Origin of the sequence: Sphingobium yanoikuyae (assembly GCF_013001025.1) — a bacterium.
Taxonomy (GTDB): Bacteria; Pseudomonadota; Alphaproteobacteria; order Sphingomonadales; family Sphingomonadaceae; genus Sphingobium; species Sphingobium yanoikuyae_A.
In genome coordinates, this window is sequence record NZ_CP053021.1 from 4136599 (window position 1) to 4153555 (window position 16957).

Below are 16957 nucleotides of genomic sequence, written 5' to 3' on the forward strand. Positions count from 1 at the left end.
GATCGTCAGGGGTAGCTGACGGTCTTGGGCCGGCCCTGCGGGATCGGGATAAATTCCTGATCGTCGCCGGGAATCAGCGGGAAGCGCATCGCTTCCCAATCCTCGCGCGCCTGCATCAGCCGGTCCGGGCGAGAGGACACGAAATTCCACCAGACATGGCGCGGGGTCGCGAATGCCTCGCCACCGCACAGGACCAGATTGGCACCATGACCGCTGTGCAGCGTAGCCGGCACGCCGGGACGCAGCACATAGAGGGTCTGGGGCGCCAGTTCGATGCCGTCGAGCGTGGCCGATCCCTGCCAGAGATAGAGCGCCCGTTCCTCGGCAATGGCATCGACCGGGATCGAGCCGCCGGGACGCAGCTGGATATCGGCATAGATGGTGTCGGCATAGGTCGAGACCTGCGCCGTCTCGCCCCAGAGCGTGCCCATGATGACCCGCGCCCAGGAGGCATGATCCTCCAGCACCGGCAGACCACCACCCTCGACATGCTCGAAGGCCGGGTCGCATTCCTCGTCGCGCTCCGGCAAGGCGAGCCAGGTCTGGATCGCCAGCAATGTCTTGTCATGGCCGCGATCGGCGTGCGGGGTGCGTTCCGAATGGACGATGCCCTTGCCCGCGGTCATCAGATTGACCGCGCCGGGGCCGATCAACTGCTGCGTGCCGAGCGAGTCGCGGTGGAGGAACGTCCCCTCCAGCATATAGGTGACGGTGGCCAGGTTGATGTGCGGATGGGGGCGGACGTCCACCCCCTGCCCCGTCGGCAACAGCGCCGGCCCTGCCTGGTCGAAGAAGATGAAGGGACCGACCATGGTCCGCTCCTTCGCCGGGAGCGCGCGATGCACCTTGAAATCGCCCAGATCATGGGTCGTTGGCGTGATCGTCTGCAGCAGCACATTGTCGCTCGACATGGGACGGCTCCTGTCGTTGGGGTCAGGCTTCTCCGGGTGCGCGGGCCTTGATCGCGAGGGCATGGACCTTGTCGCGCAGCAGGTCGGCAAGCGCGGCATTGACCAGGCGCTGGCGGGCGACGCGGCTCTGGCCGACAAACCGTTCGGCGACGATCTCCACGGTGAAATGGCTTTCGCCCGAGCCGTCATGGCCGGCATGGCCGCGATGCTTTTCGCTATCGTCGATGACGGCGAGATGGGCAGGAGTCAGGGCGGCGCGCAGCCGCGCCTCGATTTCGGTGGCGACAGGGCCTTTGAGGTCGGTGGTCATGCGCCCTATATAGGCTGCTTTGCCAGCCATTCCATCAGGACAATCTTGAGCAGCGATCCCTTCTCGACCCGTCGTTTCAACCGTTTCCATGGCCGCGTGGAAAGCGACCGCCCCTGCGCCGCGCCCGGTTGCCCGGAACCGGGCGAATTTCGCGCGCCATTGCAGGAAGGCCACCGGTCGCATCACGAGGGGCCGCAATGGCGCTGGCTGTGCCTGGACCATGTACGCGCCTTCAACCAGGGCTATAATTTCTTCACCGGCATGAGCCCGGAGGAGATTGCCGCGGCCCAGCGCCCCTATGCCGGCTGGGAGCGGGAGACCCGTGCCTTTTCCAGCAATGCCGCCAGCCCGCCGCCCAAATGGTCGGACTTCCAGGACCCGCTCGACGCGATCGGCGCCAAGTTCAAGGAACGGGTGGCCAAGGCTCGGGCCGATGCGCAGGTGCGGCAGGATGGCCAGTTCCTGTCATCCGAGGATCGCAAGGCGCTGTCGGTGATGGGCCTGCCGATCGACGCCGACCGCAAGGCGCTGCGCACCCGCTATACCGAATTGCTGCGCCGCTATCATCCCGACCATAATGGCGGCGACCGCACCAAGGAGGGGCAGCTGCAAAATGTGATCGAAGCCTATGGCCATCTGCGCAAGGCACCGGTGTTCGCCTGACTTCGCATATTTGCACACCATTCCGGTCTGGCATCCCGCCCAGATGTAGGACAGGATGGCCTTGCCGCGCCGGAATGACGCTGCCATAGCGCCCGGCCCTCGATTTTCCCGGAGAGACCCCATGCAGGATCAGCCCCGCGCGCTGGGCCTTGATTTCGGCACGACCAACAGCGTCGCCGCCATCGCCGATGCCGGCCAGTCGGAGCTGGTCGAATTTGCCGGCGCGCAGGCGACCGGCGCGGTGTTCCGGTCTGCCCTGTGCTTCTGGCATGACAGCCATGTGAAGGGCGGCATGGCGCATGAGGCCGGCCCCTGGGCGATCAGTGAATATCTGGAATTTCCCGAGGACAGCCGGTTCCTGCAATCCTTCAAGTCGGTGGCGGCCAGCCCGATTTTCGAGAGCGCCAGCATCTTCGAGAAACGCTATCGCTTCGAGGAACTGGGGCAGATGTTCCTAGGGAAGATGATCGGCCATGCTGGCGGCACGCTGGACAAGCGCCCCGAGCGGATCGTTGTCGGTCGGCCGGTCGAATATGCCGGCGCCCGGCCCGACGAGGCGCTGGCGCGGCAGCGCTATGACGCGATGTTCGCCGGCTTCGGCAGCGAGATCCATTATGTCTATGAGCCGCTGGGCGCCGCGTTCAGCTATGCCAGCCGGCTCGACAGCGCGGCGACCATCCTGGTCGCGGATTTCGGCGGCGGCACCAGCGACTTTTCGCTGGTACGGGTCGAGGCGCCGGGCGCGGCGCGCCGCTGCGTGCCGCTGGGATCGGCGGGCATTGGCCTGGCCGGCGACCGGTTCGACTATCGCATCATGGACCAGCTGGTGCTGCCGATGCTGGGCAAGGGCGGCGCCTACACCTCCTTCGGCAAGGAACTGGAGATACCGCGCAGCTATTTCGCCGATTTCGCCGACTGGTCGCGCCTGGCGCTGATGCGCAACCGGCGGACGATGGACGAGCTGGCCAAATTGCAGAAGGCCGCGCGCGATCCCGCCGCGATCGGCCGGATGATCACCGTGATCGAAAAGGAACTGGGCTATCCGCTCTATGACGCGGTCGGCGCGCTGAAGCGGGCCCTGTCGGACGCGGACAGCGTCACCTTCCGCTTCGAGGGCGGCGGCATCAGAATCGAGACCGAGGTCGCGCGCGCCGATTTCGAGCGCTGGATCGCGGCCGACATCGCCGCGATCGAGGCGACCGTCGACAAGGCGCTGGCCAAGGCCAATGTCGCCCCGGAAAGCATCGACCGGGTGTTCCTGACCGGCGGATCGTCGCTGATCCCGGCGATCCGCGACATCTTCTTCCGCCGTTTCGGCCATGACCGGATCGCCACCGGCGGCGAGCTGACATCGATCGCCCATGGGCTGGCATTGGTCGGACAGGAGGCCAATCTGACCGAATGGGCCGCTTGATCCCCGGCCGCCGAGCCCCCACTGTCTCGACACACCCTTGCCCGATCGTTTAGGGCGAGAGTGACTCGCAGGAAGATGATGACGACATGACCGACATTTCCAACATCCAGCCCGATGCCCGTTCCGAGACGCTGATGGAGGCGCCCGACCGCGAAGTCGATGTGCGCGAGATGTTCGGCATCGACATCGACATGAAGGTTCCGGCCTTTTCCCAGGCCGACGAGCGCGTGCCCGACCTCGACCCCGCCTATGTGTTCGATCCGGACACCACGCTGGCGATCCTGGCCGGTTTCGCCTTCAATCGCCGCGTCATGGTGCAGGGCTATCATGGCACCGGCAAGTCGAGCCATATCGAACAGATCGCCGCGCGCCTGAAATGGCCGTGCATCCGCATCAACCTGGACGCGCATATCAGCCGCATCGACCTGGTCGGGCGCGACGCGATCGTGCTGAAGGGCGGCCAGCAGGTCACCGAGTTCAAGGAAGGCCTGCTGCCGTGGTCGCTGCAGCGCCCGGTCGCCCTGGTGTTCGACGAATATGATGCTGGCCGCCCGGACGTGATGTTCGTGATCCAGCGCGTGCTGGAAACCGACGGCAAGATGACCTTGCTCGACCAGAATCGCGTGATCCGACCGAACCCGCATTTCCGCCTGTTCGCGACCGCCAACACGGTGGGCCTGGGCGACACGACCGGCCTCTATCATGGCACGCAGCAGATCAACCAGGGCCAGATGGACCGCTGGAACCTGGTGGTGGCGCTCAATTACCTGCCCGCCGCGACCGAGGCGCAGGTGGTGCTGGCGAAGTCGGGCGAATATGACCATGAGGGCGGCCGCAAGGAAGTCGAGAGTATGATCAAGGTGGCGGAACTGACCCGCCAGGGCTTCATCAACGGCGATATCTCGACCGTGATGTCGCCCCGCACCGTGATCAGCTGGGCGCAGAATGCGCTGATCTTCAAGGATGTCGGCTTCGCTTTCCGCCTCTCCTTCCTCAACAAGTGCGATGAGGCGGAACGGCCGCTGGTGGCGGAATATTATCAGCGCGTCTTTGGCAAGGATCTGCCCGAGAGCGTGGCGAGCCGGGCGAACTGAACCTTCGCACGGCCCCTTGAACGAAAGGGCGGAACCCATGATCGTCGTCGAACGGATCGACCCCAATGGCGGCAGTGCGCACCGGATCAGCATCCGGGGCCATGAGATCGTCGCCGACATGTCGGCGCCGGACGGCCATGACGCCGGGCCGGACCCGCATGACCTGTATGATTCGGCGCTGGGTGCCTGCAAGGCGATGACCATGCTGTGGTATGCCCAGCGCAACGGCATTCCGGTCGAGAATATCCATGTTGGCGTGGTGCGCGATGCGAGCCAGGAACGGGCCGGCGTCTACAAGCTGACCACCCGCATCGCCGTGACCGGCCCGATGAGCGACGAGCAGCATGACAAGCTGATCGCGGTCGCGGCCAAATGCCCGGTCCACAAGCTGATGAGCGAGGTCGAGACGCAGATCGAAACCATCGCCGTGCCGCGCGTGAACGATCCGGAGGGCCGGTGAGCGAACGTTCCCCCCTCGACGCCTTCAAGGATGTGCTGGCCGGAACCGCGCGGGCGATGACGCGCGACATGGAGGTGGAGGTGAGCTTCACCGCCGACACGCCACACATGGTGGGCAAGGCGATCAAGGTGCCGACGCCCAGTCGCGCGTTGCCCGCCGATCAGGTGGCGCTGGCGCGCGGCTTTGCCGACGCCAATGCGCTGAAGCTGCGCCACCATAATGCCAGGCTGCACAATGCGATGGCGCCGGGCGAAGCGGTGGCGCGCGCGGTGTTCGACGCGGTCGAGCAGGCGCGGGTCGAGGCGATCGGTTCGCGGGCGCTGGATGGCGTGCGCGCGAACCTGAACGAGGCGCTGGCGATGCGCCTGAAGTCCGACCCGATCCGCCGGGCACGGGCGGCGGACGAGGTGCCGCTGTCGACCGCGCTGGCGCTCAAGGTGCGCGAGCGGCTGACCGGCCAGGCGGTGCCCGAGGAATTGCGGCCGGCGATGAAGCTGGTCGACCAGTGGATCGAGGACAAGGCCGGCAGCGATCTCGACGCGCTGGGCCTCGCCATCGACGACCAGCGCGCCTTCCAGAAGCTGACCCAGGCGATGCTGGAGCATCTGCAACTGGTCGATGCCGACGTGCCGCCCGAAACCGACGACCCCGAGCCCGAGGATGAGGGCGAGGACAAGGAGGAAGAGCAGGAAGAAGGCGATTCCGGTCAGGAGGAATCGGGCGACAGCGACATGAACGCCGAGGCCCGGTCCGAGGATCAGGGCGGCGAGACCGAAGAGGGCGACACCGACTATAGCGAGGAGTTCGACGCCGACGCGGAAGACGGCGCCGACGATATGGGCGAGGAAGGCATGATGCCGGTGCGGCCCAATCGGCCGACATCCGACCTGCCCCCCGGTTTCGACTATAAATCCTATACCCAGAAGCATGACGAGGTCGTCACCGCCGACGACCTGTGCGACGAGGATGAGCTGAACCGTCTGCGCGGTTTCCTCGACCAGCAACTCGTGTCCTTGCAGGGCGCGGTCACCAAGCTTGCCAACCGGTTGCAGCGCCGGTTGATGGCGCAGCAGCTTCGCTCGTGGGATTTCGACCAGGAGGAAGGGATTCTGGACGCGGCGCGGTTGGCGCGGATCGTGATCGACCCGACCCGGTCGCTGACCTACAAGATCGAGCGCGACACCGAGTTCCGCGATACCGTCGTCACCCTGTTGATCGACAATTCAGGATCGATGCGCGGCCGGCCGATCAGCATCGCCGCGATCAGCGCCGACATCATGGCCCGCACGCTGGAACGCTGCGGCGTGAAGACCGAAATCCTTGGCTTCACCACGCGCGCCTGGAAGGGCGGACAGAGCCGCGAGGACTGGCTGGCGGCGGGGCGTCCGCCCATGCCGGGACGGCTCAACGACCTGCGCCACATCATCTACAAGAAGGCCGACGAACCCTGGCGCCGGGCGCGCAGGAATCTGGGCCTGATGATGCGCGAAGGGCTGCTGAAGGAAAATATCGACGGCGAGGCGCTGCTCTGGGCGCATGCGCGCCTGATCGCGCGACCCGAGGAGCGGCGCATCCTGATGGTGATTTCCGATGGTGCGCCGGTCGACGACAGCACCCTGTCGGTCAATAGCGGCACCTATCTGGAGCGGCATCTGCGCCAGGTGATCGACTGGATCGAGAACCGGTCGCCGGTGCAACTGGTGGCGATCGGCATCGGCCATGATGTCACCCGCTATTATCGCCGCGCCGTGACCATCATGGACGCCGAACAATTGGGCGGCACGATGGTTGAACAGCTTGCAGGGCTGTTCGACGAGGATTGACCGGCCAGTTCGGTCCCGTCGTCCCGCATTATTGGAATTCTGGAGAGGCAAGATGAGTGTCGCCTTTCGTCGCGAAAGCGACGATGAGCATATGGAGCCCAAGTTCGAGCTGCCGATCCCGCCCGGCCCCAATTGGGTCACGGCGCGCGGATTGCGGCTGACGCAGGAACAGGTGGCAGCGCTGGAAGCGATCGACACCGCGGCGATGGACGAGGAAACCGCCAAGAAGCACAAGCGGGTGCTGCGCTACTGGCGCACGCGGCTGGCGACGGCAGAACTGCGCCCGGCGGCCGATGGCGAAGCGGTCGCGTTCGGGACGCGGGTGACCTATCGGTTGAACCGCCAGGAAAAGACCGTGGCGATCGTCGGCGATGACGAGGCCGATCCGCATGAAGGGCGGATCAGCTTTTCCGCACCGCTCGCCCGCGCGATGATGGATGCCGAGATGGGCGAGGCGGTCGATTTTGCCGGCAAGGACGGGGCGATCGAGATCGTGGCGATCGGGGTGGTGAACGAAGCGTAAGCCCCCCTCACCGATTGCGATCATGAAAAGGGCCTCCCGGTGACGTGCCGGGGGGCCCTTTTCGGATTCAGGCGCCGCGCGCGGCTTCGAACAGGAACCAGGCGCGCTGTTCGGCCTGGTCGGTCCAGTCATCGACAATGCCTTCGGTCGCATTGTCGCCTGCCTCGGTGGCGGCGGCCTTCACTGCGCGGAAGGTTTCGACCAGCGCCAGATTGTCGTCGCGCAGTTCCTTGAGCATGTCGGCCGGGCTGACGAAATCGGCGTCATTGTCCTTCACGCTCTGGTGACGGGCGACGTCGCCGATCGAGCGCAGCGTGGTGTTGCCGGTCTTGCGCACGCGCTCGGCAATCAGGTCGGTCACGCCCAGAATCTCGGTCGCCTGCTCGTCGAACATCAGATGATAGTCGCGGAAATGCGGGCCGGAGACATGCCAGTGGAAATTCTTGGTCTTGAGATAGAGGGCAAAGCTGTCGGCCAGGGCACCGTTCAGGGCCTCTGCGACCGACTTGGTGGCGTTGCTCTTGAGGTCGGTGGGCGTCTTGAGATCGGGGGCGGTCATGCATTGTCCTCCTGTTGGGGCGGAATTGATTTCGGACATATAATGATTGTCCGTCAATAAGGTGCCCCCGCAAGTCGGAAATCTTTGGGCAATTTATCGGTCAGGCTGATGAAGGGAATCGATCAGAGCCGGCCGATCGCGCTCATCGCCATGCCAGCGCCCGCCAATATGGCGATGCCGCCGCCGACCAGGCGAATCGCGCGCACCGGCAGCACGGAGAGAAATCGGTCGCGCATCAGGATCACCGGTACGCTGGCGGCGATCACGCCGATCGCGCCGCCGATCGCGGCCAGCGCCGGGTCGGCCGTGCGGGTGGCGATGCCCAGGATCAGGAATTGCGGACCGTCGCCAAAGCCAAGGATGAAGACGCCGAGCGCAGTGGTGAGAAACGGCCCGATGCGCCAGTCATCGAGCGTGTCGGGCATCTTCACCGGCCAGAGCAGGCCGACGCCCAGGAACAGGACCGACAGCGCCATGAACAACAGCCGTGCATCATGGCCGAGCATCGGCCCGATCCAGGCGCCCGCTGCCGCGGACAGGGCGGCATTGGCGATGGCGGCAACGGCGACGCCGGCAATGATCGCCCCGTCGCGTTGATAGCGATGGGCGAGCGCGAGCACAAGCAACTGCCCCTTGTCGCCAATTTCCCCGAACAGGCAGCCCAGCAGGGCGATCAGCAAGGCGTCCATTCCAAATCCCGTCAGGCGTGCAGGCGATGCACCGTAGCGGGCGCGGCGGCCGGCGGCAAAATATTGTCGAGCGGCGGCAGTTCGTCGGCGATCGCGTCCCGCATCCGGTCGAGATAGGAGAGGACGACCGAATCGAGCCCGTCGAGCGAGAGGACCGACTGGAGCGTGGCGGCCAGGTCGCCAACGCTGTCGACGCGGAAGGCGCGCGCGATATGGCGGATCTGGTCGACCTCGTCATGCAGGCGCGGCACCGACACATGGCCGCGCTGGGCGGCGAGCCCATCGACCCGCCGCAGCAGGTCCGCCAGAATCGCCAGTTTCGGATCATGTCGCATGGAGCCATCTCCCTTCATCCGTGCCCCGCCTGACAGCATGCGCGCATAGGGTTAAAGGGCCGTAAAGCCTGTTGCGCAGCCTCCATTGGGCGCGCGAGCCTTGACATCGGGGCGAATCTGCCCCAAGGGGCACCGCTGAAACGGGGCGGTCCGACAGGGCCGCTTTTCTTTTTACGCTATTTCAAGACCAGGGACCAAGCCATGGCCAAGCCGGCAACTGTCAAGATCCGCCTCGTCAGCACGGCTGACACTGGCTTCTTCTACGTCACCAAGAAGAACCCGCGCACCACGACCGAAAAGCTGAGCTTCAGCAAGTATGACCCGGTCGTGCGCAAGCATGTCGAGTTCAAGGAAGCCAAGATCAAGTAAGCCGCTGCGGGCTTCGCGCCCGCGCGCCTGATCTTTCGGCACCGAAAAAGGCCCGTCCCTGTTGGGAGCGGGCCTTTTCCTGTTGGCATTCGAGCCGGATAGGGCCAATCGACATTCAGCCCTGACGGCCTGCAAATGGCGGTTCTCCGCGCTTCCGGTGCTCACGTACTTTAAGTACGCTGCGCTCCGGGTCACGAAAAACCACCATTTTCGTCACGTCATCATCTGAATGTCGATCGCCCCTAGGCCCCCGATCCGAAGATCGGGAGCCCGATGTCGTCAGTTGCCGACCGGCTGGCCGTCGGTGCGACGCACCACGATGGTCGAGGAGCGCGGCTGCTGCCCCGCCACCGGCCAGTTGCCGGTCGGATGCTGGATGTTGATGAAGAAGTTCTTGAGGTCCGGCGTATAGGCGATGCCGGTGATCTCACAGCCCGCCGGGCCGACCAGGAAGCGCTTCGACTGCTTGCTGGTCTGGTCGATATAATACATCGAATTATTGCCGAACGCCCCAGTCATGTTGGTGGCGGCGCCGTTCAGCGTGCCGGCATTGCCGGTCAGATTATGGTCGGTCTGGACCCACAGGCGGCCCTGGGGATCGATGCGGATGCCATCGGGGCTGGAGAAATAGTCGCCGCTGATATTGCCCTTGAGATTATCCTCCGCGAGCGCGGGGTTGCCTGCCAGCAGGAAGATTTCCCAAGTGAAGGCGGTCGCCAGCGGCGAGTCGCCATTTTCACGGAACTTGAGGATATGGCCATGCAGGTTGGTCACGCGCGGATCGGCAGCGTCGGTGACGCGGCGGCCGCTATTGTTGGTCAGCGTGACGAAGATCGCCTGCTTGTTCGGCGCAACCGTGATCCATTCCGGACGGTCCATGATGGTGCCGCCAGCGACGCGGGCGGCCGACTGGGTGTTGACCAGCACATCGGCCTGGTTGGTGAAATTGACCGTCGTCGGGGTCGGCGGCGTGGTCGACTGGCTGACATTGCCCGGATCCTGGGCACCCGCGACCAGACCATTCTGGCCCTGGACCAGCGGACGCCATTCGCCCGTGCCGTCGGCATTGAAGCGCGCGACATAGAGGGTGCCATAATCGAGCAGGTCGGTGTTGGCGGCACGGTTGCTGCTGCTGAAGGCACGGTCCGGCACGAACTTGTAGACGCAGCCCGGCGTCGAATCGTCACCCATGTAGAAGGCGACGCGGTTGTTGGCGTCGGTCATGTGGGCGACATTTTCATGGCTGAAACGGCCGAGCGCGGTGCGCTTGGTCGCGGGGGCCAGTTCCTGGAACGGATCGATCTCGACCACCCAGCCATAGCTGGTGTTGGGCTGGGTCGGGTCGAGATAGTTGTTCGTCGTTTCCTCGCAGGTGAGGTAGGTGCCCCAGGGGGTGCGGCCCGACGAGCAGTTGTTGAGCATGCCACGGATCGTGCCGGGCAGGACGCCCGCAGCAGGGCCACCGACGCGATAGTCGGTGTTGCCGCTGTAGCGCTTGTTATATTTCGAGCCGGCCTTGACCGCGAACTTGCCGTCCGTGCCCTTGGTCACTTCGACCACGGCGATGCCGACGGCCGAGAGCGCGATCGCCTTCTGATCAGCGGTGGCGGTCGACGCGTTATAGCTGCCGCTGGAGAAGAGGATATTATAGTCGGGCAGTTCGAAGTTGATCGCGAGCAGGCCGCCGCTGTTGGCGTCGGTGCCGGTCAGTTCGAAATATTCCATGCCGTCATGATTGCCGCCAGCCCAGGCCGCGGTCTGGCTGACGCTGGTCGGGAAGGTGCCGTTGGCAAAGGCGGTGCCGGCTTCGACCAGATCGCCGGCCTTGAGCAGCACATCGACGGTATAGCCCGACGGCACGGTCACGGTGTCGTTGGTGTTGATCGCGACCGAGGTGAAGTTGATGCCATAGCTGGGCGTCGGAGTCGGCGTGGGGGTGGGTGTCGGCGTCGGCGTGGGGGCCGGCGTGCTGTCGTCGTCATCATCGTCGCAGGCGGCGAGCGCGCCCAGCATCGGCAGCACGGACAGGCCCAGCAGGCCGTTCTTCAGGACGGAGCGGCGGCCCGGATTGGCCGCGACGATGGCTTCCAGACTATCTTCGCCCGAAACAATCTTGGGCTGCGCATCGCGGAAGGCCGCGCGCGCCTCGTCGGTCAGATGAGACATGATAAAATACCCCTGTGCATCCGAGCGTCGGCATGACCGCCGCGCCCTTGGCGCGCATGACGTGACAGAGGAGGATGACGCGCAAACTGCGCTATGATGTCAGAGCAGCGACCGAATGATGACGCATCAGTGACGCTGTTGCCGGCCGGTTACAGCAGTGCGTTCACCTGCTCGACGAACCGCAGCACCGAAATCGGCTTGGACACATAGGCGTCGGCGCCGGCCGCGCGAATACGATCCTCATCGCCCTTCCCGGCATAGGCGGTGACTGCCATGATCGGCACCGCCGACAGGCTGTCATCGCCCTTGAGCGACACGATCAGGTCATAGCCGCTGACATGGGGCAGATGGATGTCGGTAATGACCAGGTCCGGCGCGAATTCGCGCGCCTGCGCCAGCACGTCGCGGCCATCGCGCAGCGGCAGCACGTCATGCCCGTGCGCGCGCAGCAGGTCGCAAAAAAGTTTCAGATTGAGTTCGTTGTCCTCGACAACGAGCACGCGCTTTGCCACGAGTCACCCGCGTTCCAGAGAAGCCCCTTGGTGCGCGCCTATAGCCGCCCATTCCGCGAGAGCCAATCATGCGACCCGAGACCCAGAATGGCAAGCCGGATAGCGCCGCCGATGCCGAAATTTTGGCATTGATGGCAATGGGATGGACGCTGAGCGATGGTCGCAGGGCCGATCGGTTGCTGGCGCTGACCGGACTGGATGCCGATGCACTGCGCGCCGGGGTCGGCAATCGCGCGATTTTGGGCGCGGTGCTGGCCTTCCTGGCCGACCATGAACCCGATCTGGTTGCCTGTGCCGAGGCGATCGACAGCAGCCCGGCGGCCCTGATCGCCGCGAAGGAGAATCTGAGCCGATGAGCCGTCCGCTGATCATCACCGACTGCGACGAGGTATTGCTGCACATGGTCGTGCCGTTCCGCCACTGGCTGGACGAGACGCATGACGTGCATTTCGACATGCGCGAACAGGGTTTTGCCGAGGCACTGCGCCACAAGGACAGCGGCATCCCGCTGGAACGCGAACTGGTGTGGGAATTGCTGATCGCCTTTTTCGATACCGAAATGGCGCGCCAGACCCCGATCAGCGGCGCGGTCGAGGCGCTGCACCGGCTGGCACAGATTGCCGACATCGAGGTGCTGACCAATATCGGCGAGCGTCACCACCAGCTGCGCATCGAACAGCTCGCAAGCCATGGCCTGCACCTGCCGGTCCATTGGAACCATGGCGGCAAGGGGCGCAAGCTGGCCAATATCCTGGCCGAGCGCCAGCCGAGCTGCGCCCTGTTCATCGACGATCTGGGCGAGCATCATGCGTCGGTCGCGCGTCATGCGCCCGGCGTATGGCGACTGCACATGGTCGGTGAGCCCGAAATCGCCGGCGACATCCCGGTCGCGGACAAGGCCCATGCCCGGATCGACGATTGGGCCAGCGCCGAAAAATGGATCATCGCCCGCCTGGCCGAAGGGCCGGCACCCGCTATTTCAACGCCCCTGAATGGAGCCATTGCATGAGCATCGACGCCCGCCTTGCCGAACTCGGCATCACCCTGCCCGCCGCCGCCGCGCCGGTCGCCGCCTATGTGCCGGCGGTCGAGGTCAATGGCCTGCTGCATATTTCCGGCCAGATCGCGCTGAAGGACGGGCAGCTGATGACCGGCCGCCTGGGCGAGGACCGCGACCTCGATTATGGCGTCGAGGCGGCGCGCGCCTGTGGCCTGAACCTCATCGCCCAGATGAAGGCGGCGCTGGGCGGCGATCTCGACCGGGTCGAGCGGATCGTCAAGCTGGGCGCCTTCATCGCCAGCGCATCGGGCTTCACCGATCAGCCCAAGGTCGCCAATGGCGCGTCGGAACTGATGGTCGCGGTGTTCGGCGAAGCCGGCAAGCATGCCCGCAGCGCCGTCGGCGTGCCGGTGCTGCCGCTGGGCGCGGCCGTCGAGATCGACGCGATCGTGCAGGTTCGCCCCGCTGCATAAGCGGCCCGACTGGCTGACCGCCCGCCCCTTCGCCCATCGCGGGCTGCATCGGGCGGGCATCAGCGAAAATGGCATGGCGGCGTTCGATGCCGCCATCGCCAAGGGGCTGGGCATCGAATGCGATGTCCGGCTGAGCCGCGACGGCCTGCCCTTCGTCTTTCATGACGCCAGCCTGATGCGGATGACCGGGCAGCCAGGTGCCGTGGCGGATCGCGATGCGACAGAACTGGACGCGCTGCGCCTGCCCGATGGCGGCGCGATCCCGCGCCTCGCCGCACTGCTGGATGCCTGTATCACGACGCCGCTGCTGATCGAGATAAAGGTCGAGGGGCGCGATGTCGCGCCGATCTGCACTGCGGTGGCAAGGGCACTCGACGGCCGCGACCAGCCGGTGGCGGTGATGTCGTTCAACCCGCTGGCGATGCGCTGGTTTGCGCGACATCGGCCGGACATGGTGCGCGGACTGGTGAGCAGCAGCCAGAATAAGGGGCGGCTGCGCGCGCTTTTCGACCGCACCCTTGCACTTTGGCTGGCCAATCCCGATTTTCTGGCCTGTGATATCCGTGACTTGCCCTTCCGCTTCGCCGCTGCCGCCCGTCGCCGGGGACTGCCGGTGTTGAGCTGGACGGTGCGCAGCGCGGCGCAGCGGGCGATCGCCGCTGCTCATGTCGACCAGATCATCTTCGAGGATATGGCATGAGCGAATTTGTCGCGCGCATCGCCGGTGGCGTCGCCGACCTGCCCAAAGCGCAATGGGATGCCTGTGCCGGCAGCGCCAATCCGTTCGTCAGCTGGGATTTCCTGACCGCACTGGAACAGTCCGGAAGCGTCGGGCCGGGCACCGGATGGCAACCCTTGCCGATCGTCATCGACGGGCCGGACGGAACGATCGCGGCCGCTGCGCCGCTCTATGCCAAGACCCACAGCCAGGGCGAATATGTGTTCGACCATGGCTGGGCCGATGCCTGGGAGCGGGCGGGCGGCCAATATTATCCGAAAATACAGATCGCCGCGCCCTTCTCGCCCGTGCCCGGCCCCCGATTGCTGCTGCGCGATTCGACGCTGGGGCCGGCGCTGATCGCGGGAATCGAGACTTTGGTCGAGCGCAACGACCTGTCATCGGCGCATGCGACCTTCGTCGATCCCGACCAGATCGCCCTGTTCGAGGCGGCCGGCTGGCTGATTCGCGAGGACAGCCAGTTCCACTGGCATAACAAGGGCTATGCCGGGTTCGAGGATTTCCTGGCCGAGCTGTCGAGCGAGAAGCGCAAGAATATCCGCAAGGAAAGGCGGCGCGCGGTCGAGGGGCTGGAGATCGTCCACCTTTCCGGACGCGACCTGACCGAGGCGCATTGGGACATATTCTGGGATTTCTATCAGGATACCGGCGCGCGCAAATGGGGCAGGCCCTATCTGACCCGGTCCTTCTTCTCGATCCTGGGCGAGACGATGGCGGACAGGATATTGCTGATGCTGGCGCTGCGCGAGGGCCAGGCGATTGCAGGCGCACTGAACCTGATCGGCGAAGACACGCTCTATGGCCGCTATTGGGGATGCCGCGAGGACGTGCCCAACCTGCATTTCGAGCTATGCTATTATCAGGCGATCGATGCGGCGATCGCGCGCGGGCTCGACCGGGTCGAGGCGGGCGCGCAGGGCGGCCACAAGCTGGCGCGCGGCTATGCGCCGCAGCCCACCTATTCGGCGCATCATATTCCCAATGCGAGCTTTCGCCGGGCGGTGGCGGGCTTCCTCGACGCCGAGCGGGAGGAAGTGCAGCGCGACCGTTTGTGGCTCAATGAAAGAACGCCCTTCCGCAAGGAAGGCTGATCAGGCGGCGCGGACTTCGGTCGCGACGATCCAGGCGCGGGCCTGGCGCTGGGCCTCGGCAATCTCGCGCGCGGTCATTTCCTCGGCGATCTCGGCGCGCATGCTCTGGCCGGCTTCGCTGCCGCCACGGGCCGCAAGGTTGAACCATTTATGCGCCTCGACCAGGTCGATCGGCATGCCCCCGGTGCCGCAGCTATAGGCGACGCCCAGTTCGAAACAGGCCTCTGCCGAGCCGTGGGCCGCACCGGCCAGACGACTATCCATCAAAAACTGCGCACTTTTGAGACTATTTGCCATGATCTTCCCCTGTATCCCTAACCCAATGTTCCAACCTTTGGTTTGCGAGTGGGGGCAGAATGCCCGGCAGGCCGTAAAAAATGGTTAACGGCAAAATCGGCATATTTGCGCAGTTTGCCCGAAGCTGCTGGATGCGGCAGGGTTAATGCCCGGCGGGCGATGACAGGTGGGCGATGAGGGGCGGAAATAAGCGCGTTGGGGCTGGCGCCGCCGGGCGATTGTCCGCATAGGCCAGTGATGGCCGAAAATTCCCCCATGGGCGCGCAGCCTGCCGCAAAGGATATTCATTTCCGCGAGTTCGTGCTGCTGTGTGCGTGCCTGATGGCGATGAACGCGCTGTCAATCGACCCGATGCTACCGGCCCTGCCCGATATCGGCCGCGACCTGTATATCGCCAACCCCAATGACCGGCAGCTGATCATCAGCTTCTATTTCATGGGGCTGGGCGTAGGATCGCTGCTGTTCGGCGTGCTGTCCGACCAGTTCGGGCGCAAGAAGGTGCTGGGCGGGGCGATGATATTGTTCATCCTGTCCTCGATCGCCTGTGCCGGGGCGCACAGCTTCACCATGTTGCTGATCGCGCGCACCAGCGCCGGCTTCTTTGCCGGGGCGAGCCGCGTCATCACCGTCGGCATCATCCGCGACCGGTTCAAGGGCGACGCGATGGCGCGGGTCATGTCGCTGATCTTCGCGGTGTTCATGCTGATCCCGGTGATGGCGCCCAGTTTCGGCCAGGCGATATTGTGGATCGCGCCGTGGCGCTGGATCTTCTGGGTGCTGGCGATCCTGGCGACCGCGATCCTGGGCTGGATGGCGATCCGCCTGCCCGAGACGCTGCATCCCGACAATCGCATCCGCATCAACCCGCGCACCATCCTCCAGACGGTCGGCACGATCTTCCGCACGCGCAGCTCGATCGGTTACATGCTGGCGAGCGGCGTGGTGATGAGCGGCCTCATTGGCTTCATCCTGTCGGTGCAGCAGATCTTCTTCGACGTGTTCCATGCGCAGAAGATCTTCCCCCTCGCCTTTGCGACGATCGCCGGCAGCATGGGGATCGGCAGCCTAGTCAACAGCCGGCTTGTCTCGCGCTTCGGTGCGCGGCGGCTGAGCCAGAGCGCACTGATCGCCTTCATCCTGATCGCGGCGGTGCATCTGGCGGTGATCCTGGCCGGACAGGAAACGATCGTCACCTTCATGGTCCTGCAGGCGATGACGATGATGACGGTGGCGTTCACCGCGTCCAATTTCAGCGCGATCTCGATGGAGCCCTTCTCCAAGGGAGCGGGCGTCGCCTCCTCCTTCCAGGCGTTCCTGACGACCGCGGTGTCGAGCGCGCTGGGCAGCCTGGTCGGTCGCGCCTTCGACGGGACCACCCTGCCCTTCACGCTGGGGCTGCTGGTGTTCGGATCGGGATCATTGCTGATCGTCTTCTGGGCGGAGCGCGGAAAGCTGTTCACCCGGCCGCACCTCAACGCGCTGCGCGAGGATTATGAGGCAATGCACTGATAGATGGATAAGGGGCCGGG

The 16957-nt window shown here is 65.0% G+C and carries 21 protein-coding genes; 13 read left to right on the forward strand and 8 right to left on the reverse strand.

The genetic code is table 11. The annotated features are described in order from the left end of the window. Nucleotides 1–5: 5 nt before the first annotated feature. Nucleotides 6–911 (reverse strand): pirin family protein, encoded by a 906-nt coding sequence (locus HH800_RS19980; protein WP_169862082.1) that lies wholly within the window; start codon nucleotides 909–911, stop codon nucleotides 6–8. 22 nt (nucleotides 912–933) lie between these two features. Beyond that, nucleotides 934–1221 (reverse strand): BolA family protein, encoded by a 288-nt coding sequence (locus HH800_RS19985; protein WP_004208941.1) that lies wholly within the window; start codon nucleotides 1219–1221, stop codon nucleotides 934–936. 45 nt (nucleotides 1222–1266) lie between these two features. Here HH800_RS19985 and HH800_RS19990 point away from each other — a divergent pair, with 45 nt between their 5' ends. The 6 genes from HH800_RS19990 (at nucleotide 1267) to HH800_RS20015 (ending at nucleotide 7198) form a co-directional block, all read left to right on the forward strand. Beyond that, nucleotides 1267–1884 carry a J domain-containing protein gene (locus HH800_RS19990; RefSeq protein ID WP_169862083.1) on the forward strand — a complete coding sequence of 206 codons (618 nt, stop codon included), beginning with the start codon at nucleotides 1267–1269 and terminating at the stop codon, nucleotides 1882–1884. A 121-nt stretch (nucleotides 1885–2005) separates the two neighbouring features. Next, nucleotides 2006–3298 (forward strand): Hsp70 family protein, encoded by a 1293-nt coding sequence (locus HH800_RS19995; protein ID WP_169862084.1) that lies wholly within the window; start codon nucleotides 2006–2008, stop codon nucleotides 3296–3298. A gap of 86 nt (nucleotides 3299–3384) precedes the next feature. Further along, nucleotides 3385–4392 (forward strand): cobaltochelatase subunit CobS, encoded by a 1008-nt coding sequence (gene cobS, locus HH800_RS20000; protein WP_169862085.1) that lies wholly within the window; start codon nucleotides 3385–3387, stop codon nucleotides 4390–4392. Nucleotides 4393–4429: 37 nt separating this feature from the next. Then, a complete protein-coding gene (locus tag HH800_RS20005) occupies nucleotides 4430–4852 on the forward strand; it encodes an OsmC family protein (RefSeq protein WP_169862086.1) in 423 nt (140 codons plus the stop codon). Next, nucleotides 4849–6675 (forward strand): cobaltochelatase subunit CobT, encoded by a 1827-nt coding sequence (cobT, locus tag HH800_RS20010; protein WP_169862087.1) that lies wholly within the window; start codon nucleotides 4849–4851, stop codon nucleotides 6673–6675. The genes HH800_RS20005 and cobT overlap by 4 nt, the downstream gene beginning before the upstream one ends. A gap of 52 nt (nucleotides 6676–6727) precedes the next feature. Next, entirely contained in the window at nucleotides 6728–7198 is a 471-nt protein-coding gene (locus HH800_RS20015; RefSeq protein WP_169862088.1) for a GreA/GreB family elongation factor, read from the forward strand. Between the two features lie 67 nt (nucleotides 7199–7265). Here the strand turns inward: HH800_RS20015 and HH800_RS20020 are convergent, their stop codons facing one another. The 3 genes from HH800_RS20020 to HH800_RS20030 form a co-directional block, all read right to left on the reverse strand. After that, a complete protein-coding gene (locus HH800_RS20020; RefSeq protein WP_004208950.1) occupies nucleotides 7266–7757 on the reverse strand; it encodes a Dps family protein in 492 nt (163 codons plus the stop codon). Between the two features lie 122 nt (nucleotides 7758–7879). Then, nucleotides 7880–8446, reverse strand: a complete 567-nt coding sequence (locus HH800_RS20025; RefSeq protein WP_037522168.1) for a TMEM165/GDT1 family protein — start codon at nucleotides 8444–8446, stop codon at nucleotides 7880–7882. A gap of 11 nt (nucleotides 8447–8457) precedes the next feature. Beyond that, on the reverse strand, nucleotides 8458–8781 hold the full coding sequence (locus tag HH800_RS20030; protein ID WP_004208952.1) for a hypothetical protein: 324 nt from the start codon (nucleotides 8779–8781) through the stop codon (nucleotides 8458–8460). Nucleotides 8782–8982: 201 nt separating this feature from the next. Between HH800_RS20030 and rpmG the strand changes: the two genes are divergently transcribed. Further along, entirely contained in the window at nucleotides 8983–9150 is a 168-nt protein-coding gene (rpmG, locus tag HH800_RS20035) for a 50S ribosomal protein L33 (RefSeq protein WP_004208953.1), read from the forward strand. 279 nt (nucleotides 9151–9429) lie between these two features. Here the strand turns inward: rpmG and HH800_RS20040 are convergent, their stop codons facing one another. Together HH800_RS20040 and HH800_RS20045 are read right to left on the reverse strand one after the other, a co-directional pair. After that, complete coding sequence (locus HH800_RS20040) at nucleotides 9430–11316, reverse strand: PhoX family protein (protein ID WP_010338632.1); 1887 nt, start codon at nucleotides 11314–11316, stop codon at nucleotides 9430–9432. Nucleotides 11317–11465: 149 nt separating this feature from the next. Next, complete coding sequence (locus HH800_RS20045) at nucleotides 11466–11828, reverse strand: response regulator (RefSeq protein ID WP_004208955.1); 363 nt, start codon at nucleotides 11826–11828, stop codon at nucleotides 11466–11468. A 68-nt stretch (nucleotides 11829–11896) separates the two neighbouring features. On the opposite strand from HH800_RS20045, the gene HH800_RS20050 reads away from it, so the two are divergent. From HH800_RS20050 to HH800_RS20070, 5 genes are all read left to right on the forward strand, one after another. Next, the gene (locus HH800_RS20050; RefSeq protein ID WP_037509952.1) at nucleotides 11897–12184 is read left to right on the forward strand and encodes a DUF3572 domain-containing protein; all 288 of its coding nucleotides are present in this window, start codon (nucleotides 11897–11899) and stop codon (nucleotides 12182–12184) included. Next, complete coding sequence (locus HH800_RS20055) at nucleotides 12181–12837, forward strand: hypothetical protein (protein ID WP_048938545.1); 657 nt, start codon at nucleotides 12181–12183, stop codon at nucleotides 12835–12837. Before HH800_RS20050 ends, HH800_RS20055 begins: the two co-directional genes overlap by 4 nt. Continuing rightward, complete coding sequence (locus HH800_RS20060; RefSeq protein ID WP_169862089.1) at nucleotides 12834–13301, forward strand: RidA family protein; 468 nt, start codon at nucleotides 12834–12836, stop codon at nucleotides 13299–13301. Before HH800_RS20055 ends, HH800_RS20060 begins: the two co-directional genes overlap by 4 nt. 73 nt (nucleotides 13302–13374) lie before the next feature. Beyond that, complete coding sequence (locus HH800_RS20065; protein WP_235681925.1) at nucleotides 13375–14001, forward strand: glycerophosphodiester phosphodiesterase family protein; 627 nt, start codon at nucleotides 13375–13377, stop codon at nucleotides 13999–14001. Further along, complete coding sequence (locus tag HH800_RS20070; RefSeq protein ID WP_169862090.1) at nucleotides 13998–15131, forward strand: GNAT family N-acetyltransferase; 1134 nt, start codon at nucleotides 13998–14000, stop codon at nucleotides 15129–15131. Before HH800_RS20065 ends, HH800_RS20070 begins: the two co-directional genes overlap by 4 nt. On the opposite strand, the gene HH800_RS20075 is transcribed toward HH800_RS20070, so the two are convergent. Beyond that, the gene (locus HH800_RS20075) at nucleotides 15132–15428 is read right to left on the reverse strand and encodes an SEL1-like repeat protein (protein ID WP_004208961.1); all 297 of its coding nucleotides are present in this window, start codon (nucleotides 15426–15428) and stop codon (nucleotides 15132–15134) included. It abuts the gene before it with no gap. 237 nt (nucleotides 15429–15665) lie between these two features. On the opposite strand from HH800_RS20075, the gene HH800_RS20080 reads away from it, so the two are divergent. Then, nucleotides 15666–16937, forward strand: coding sequence for a multidrug effflux MFS transporter (locus HH800_RS20080; RefSeq protein WP_169862091.1), 1272 nt, complete (start codon nucleotides 15666–15668; stop codon nucleotides 16935–16937). Nucleotides 16938–16957 lie beyond the last annotated feature (20 nt).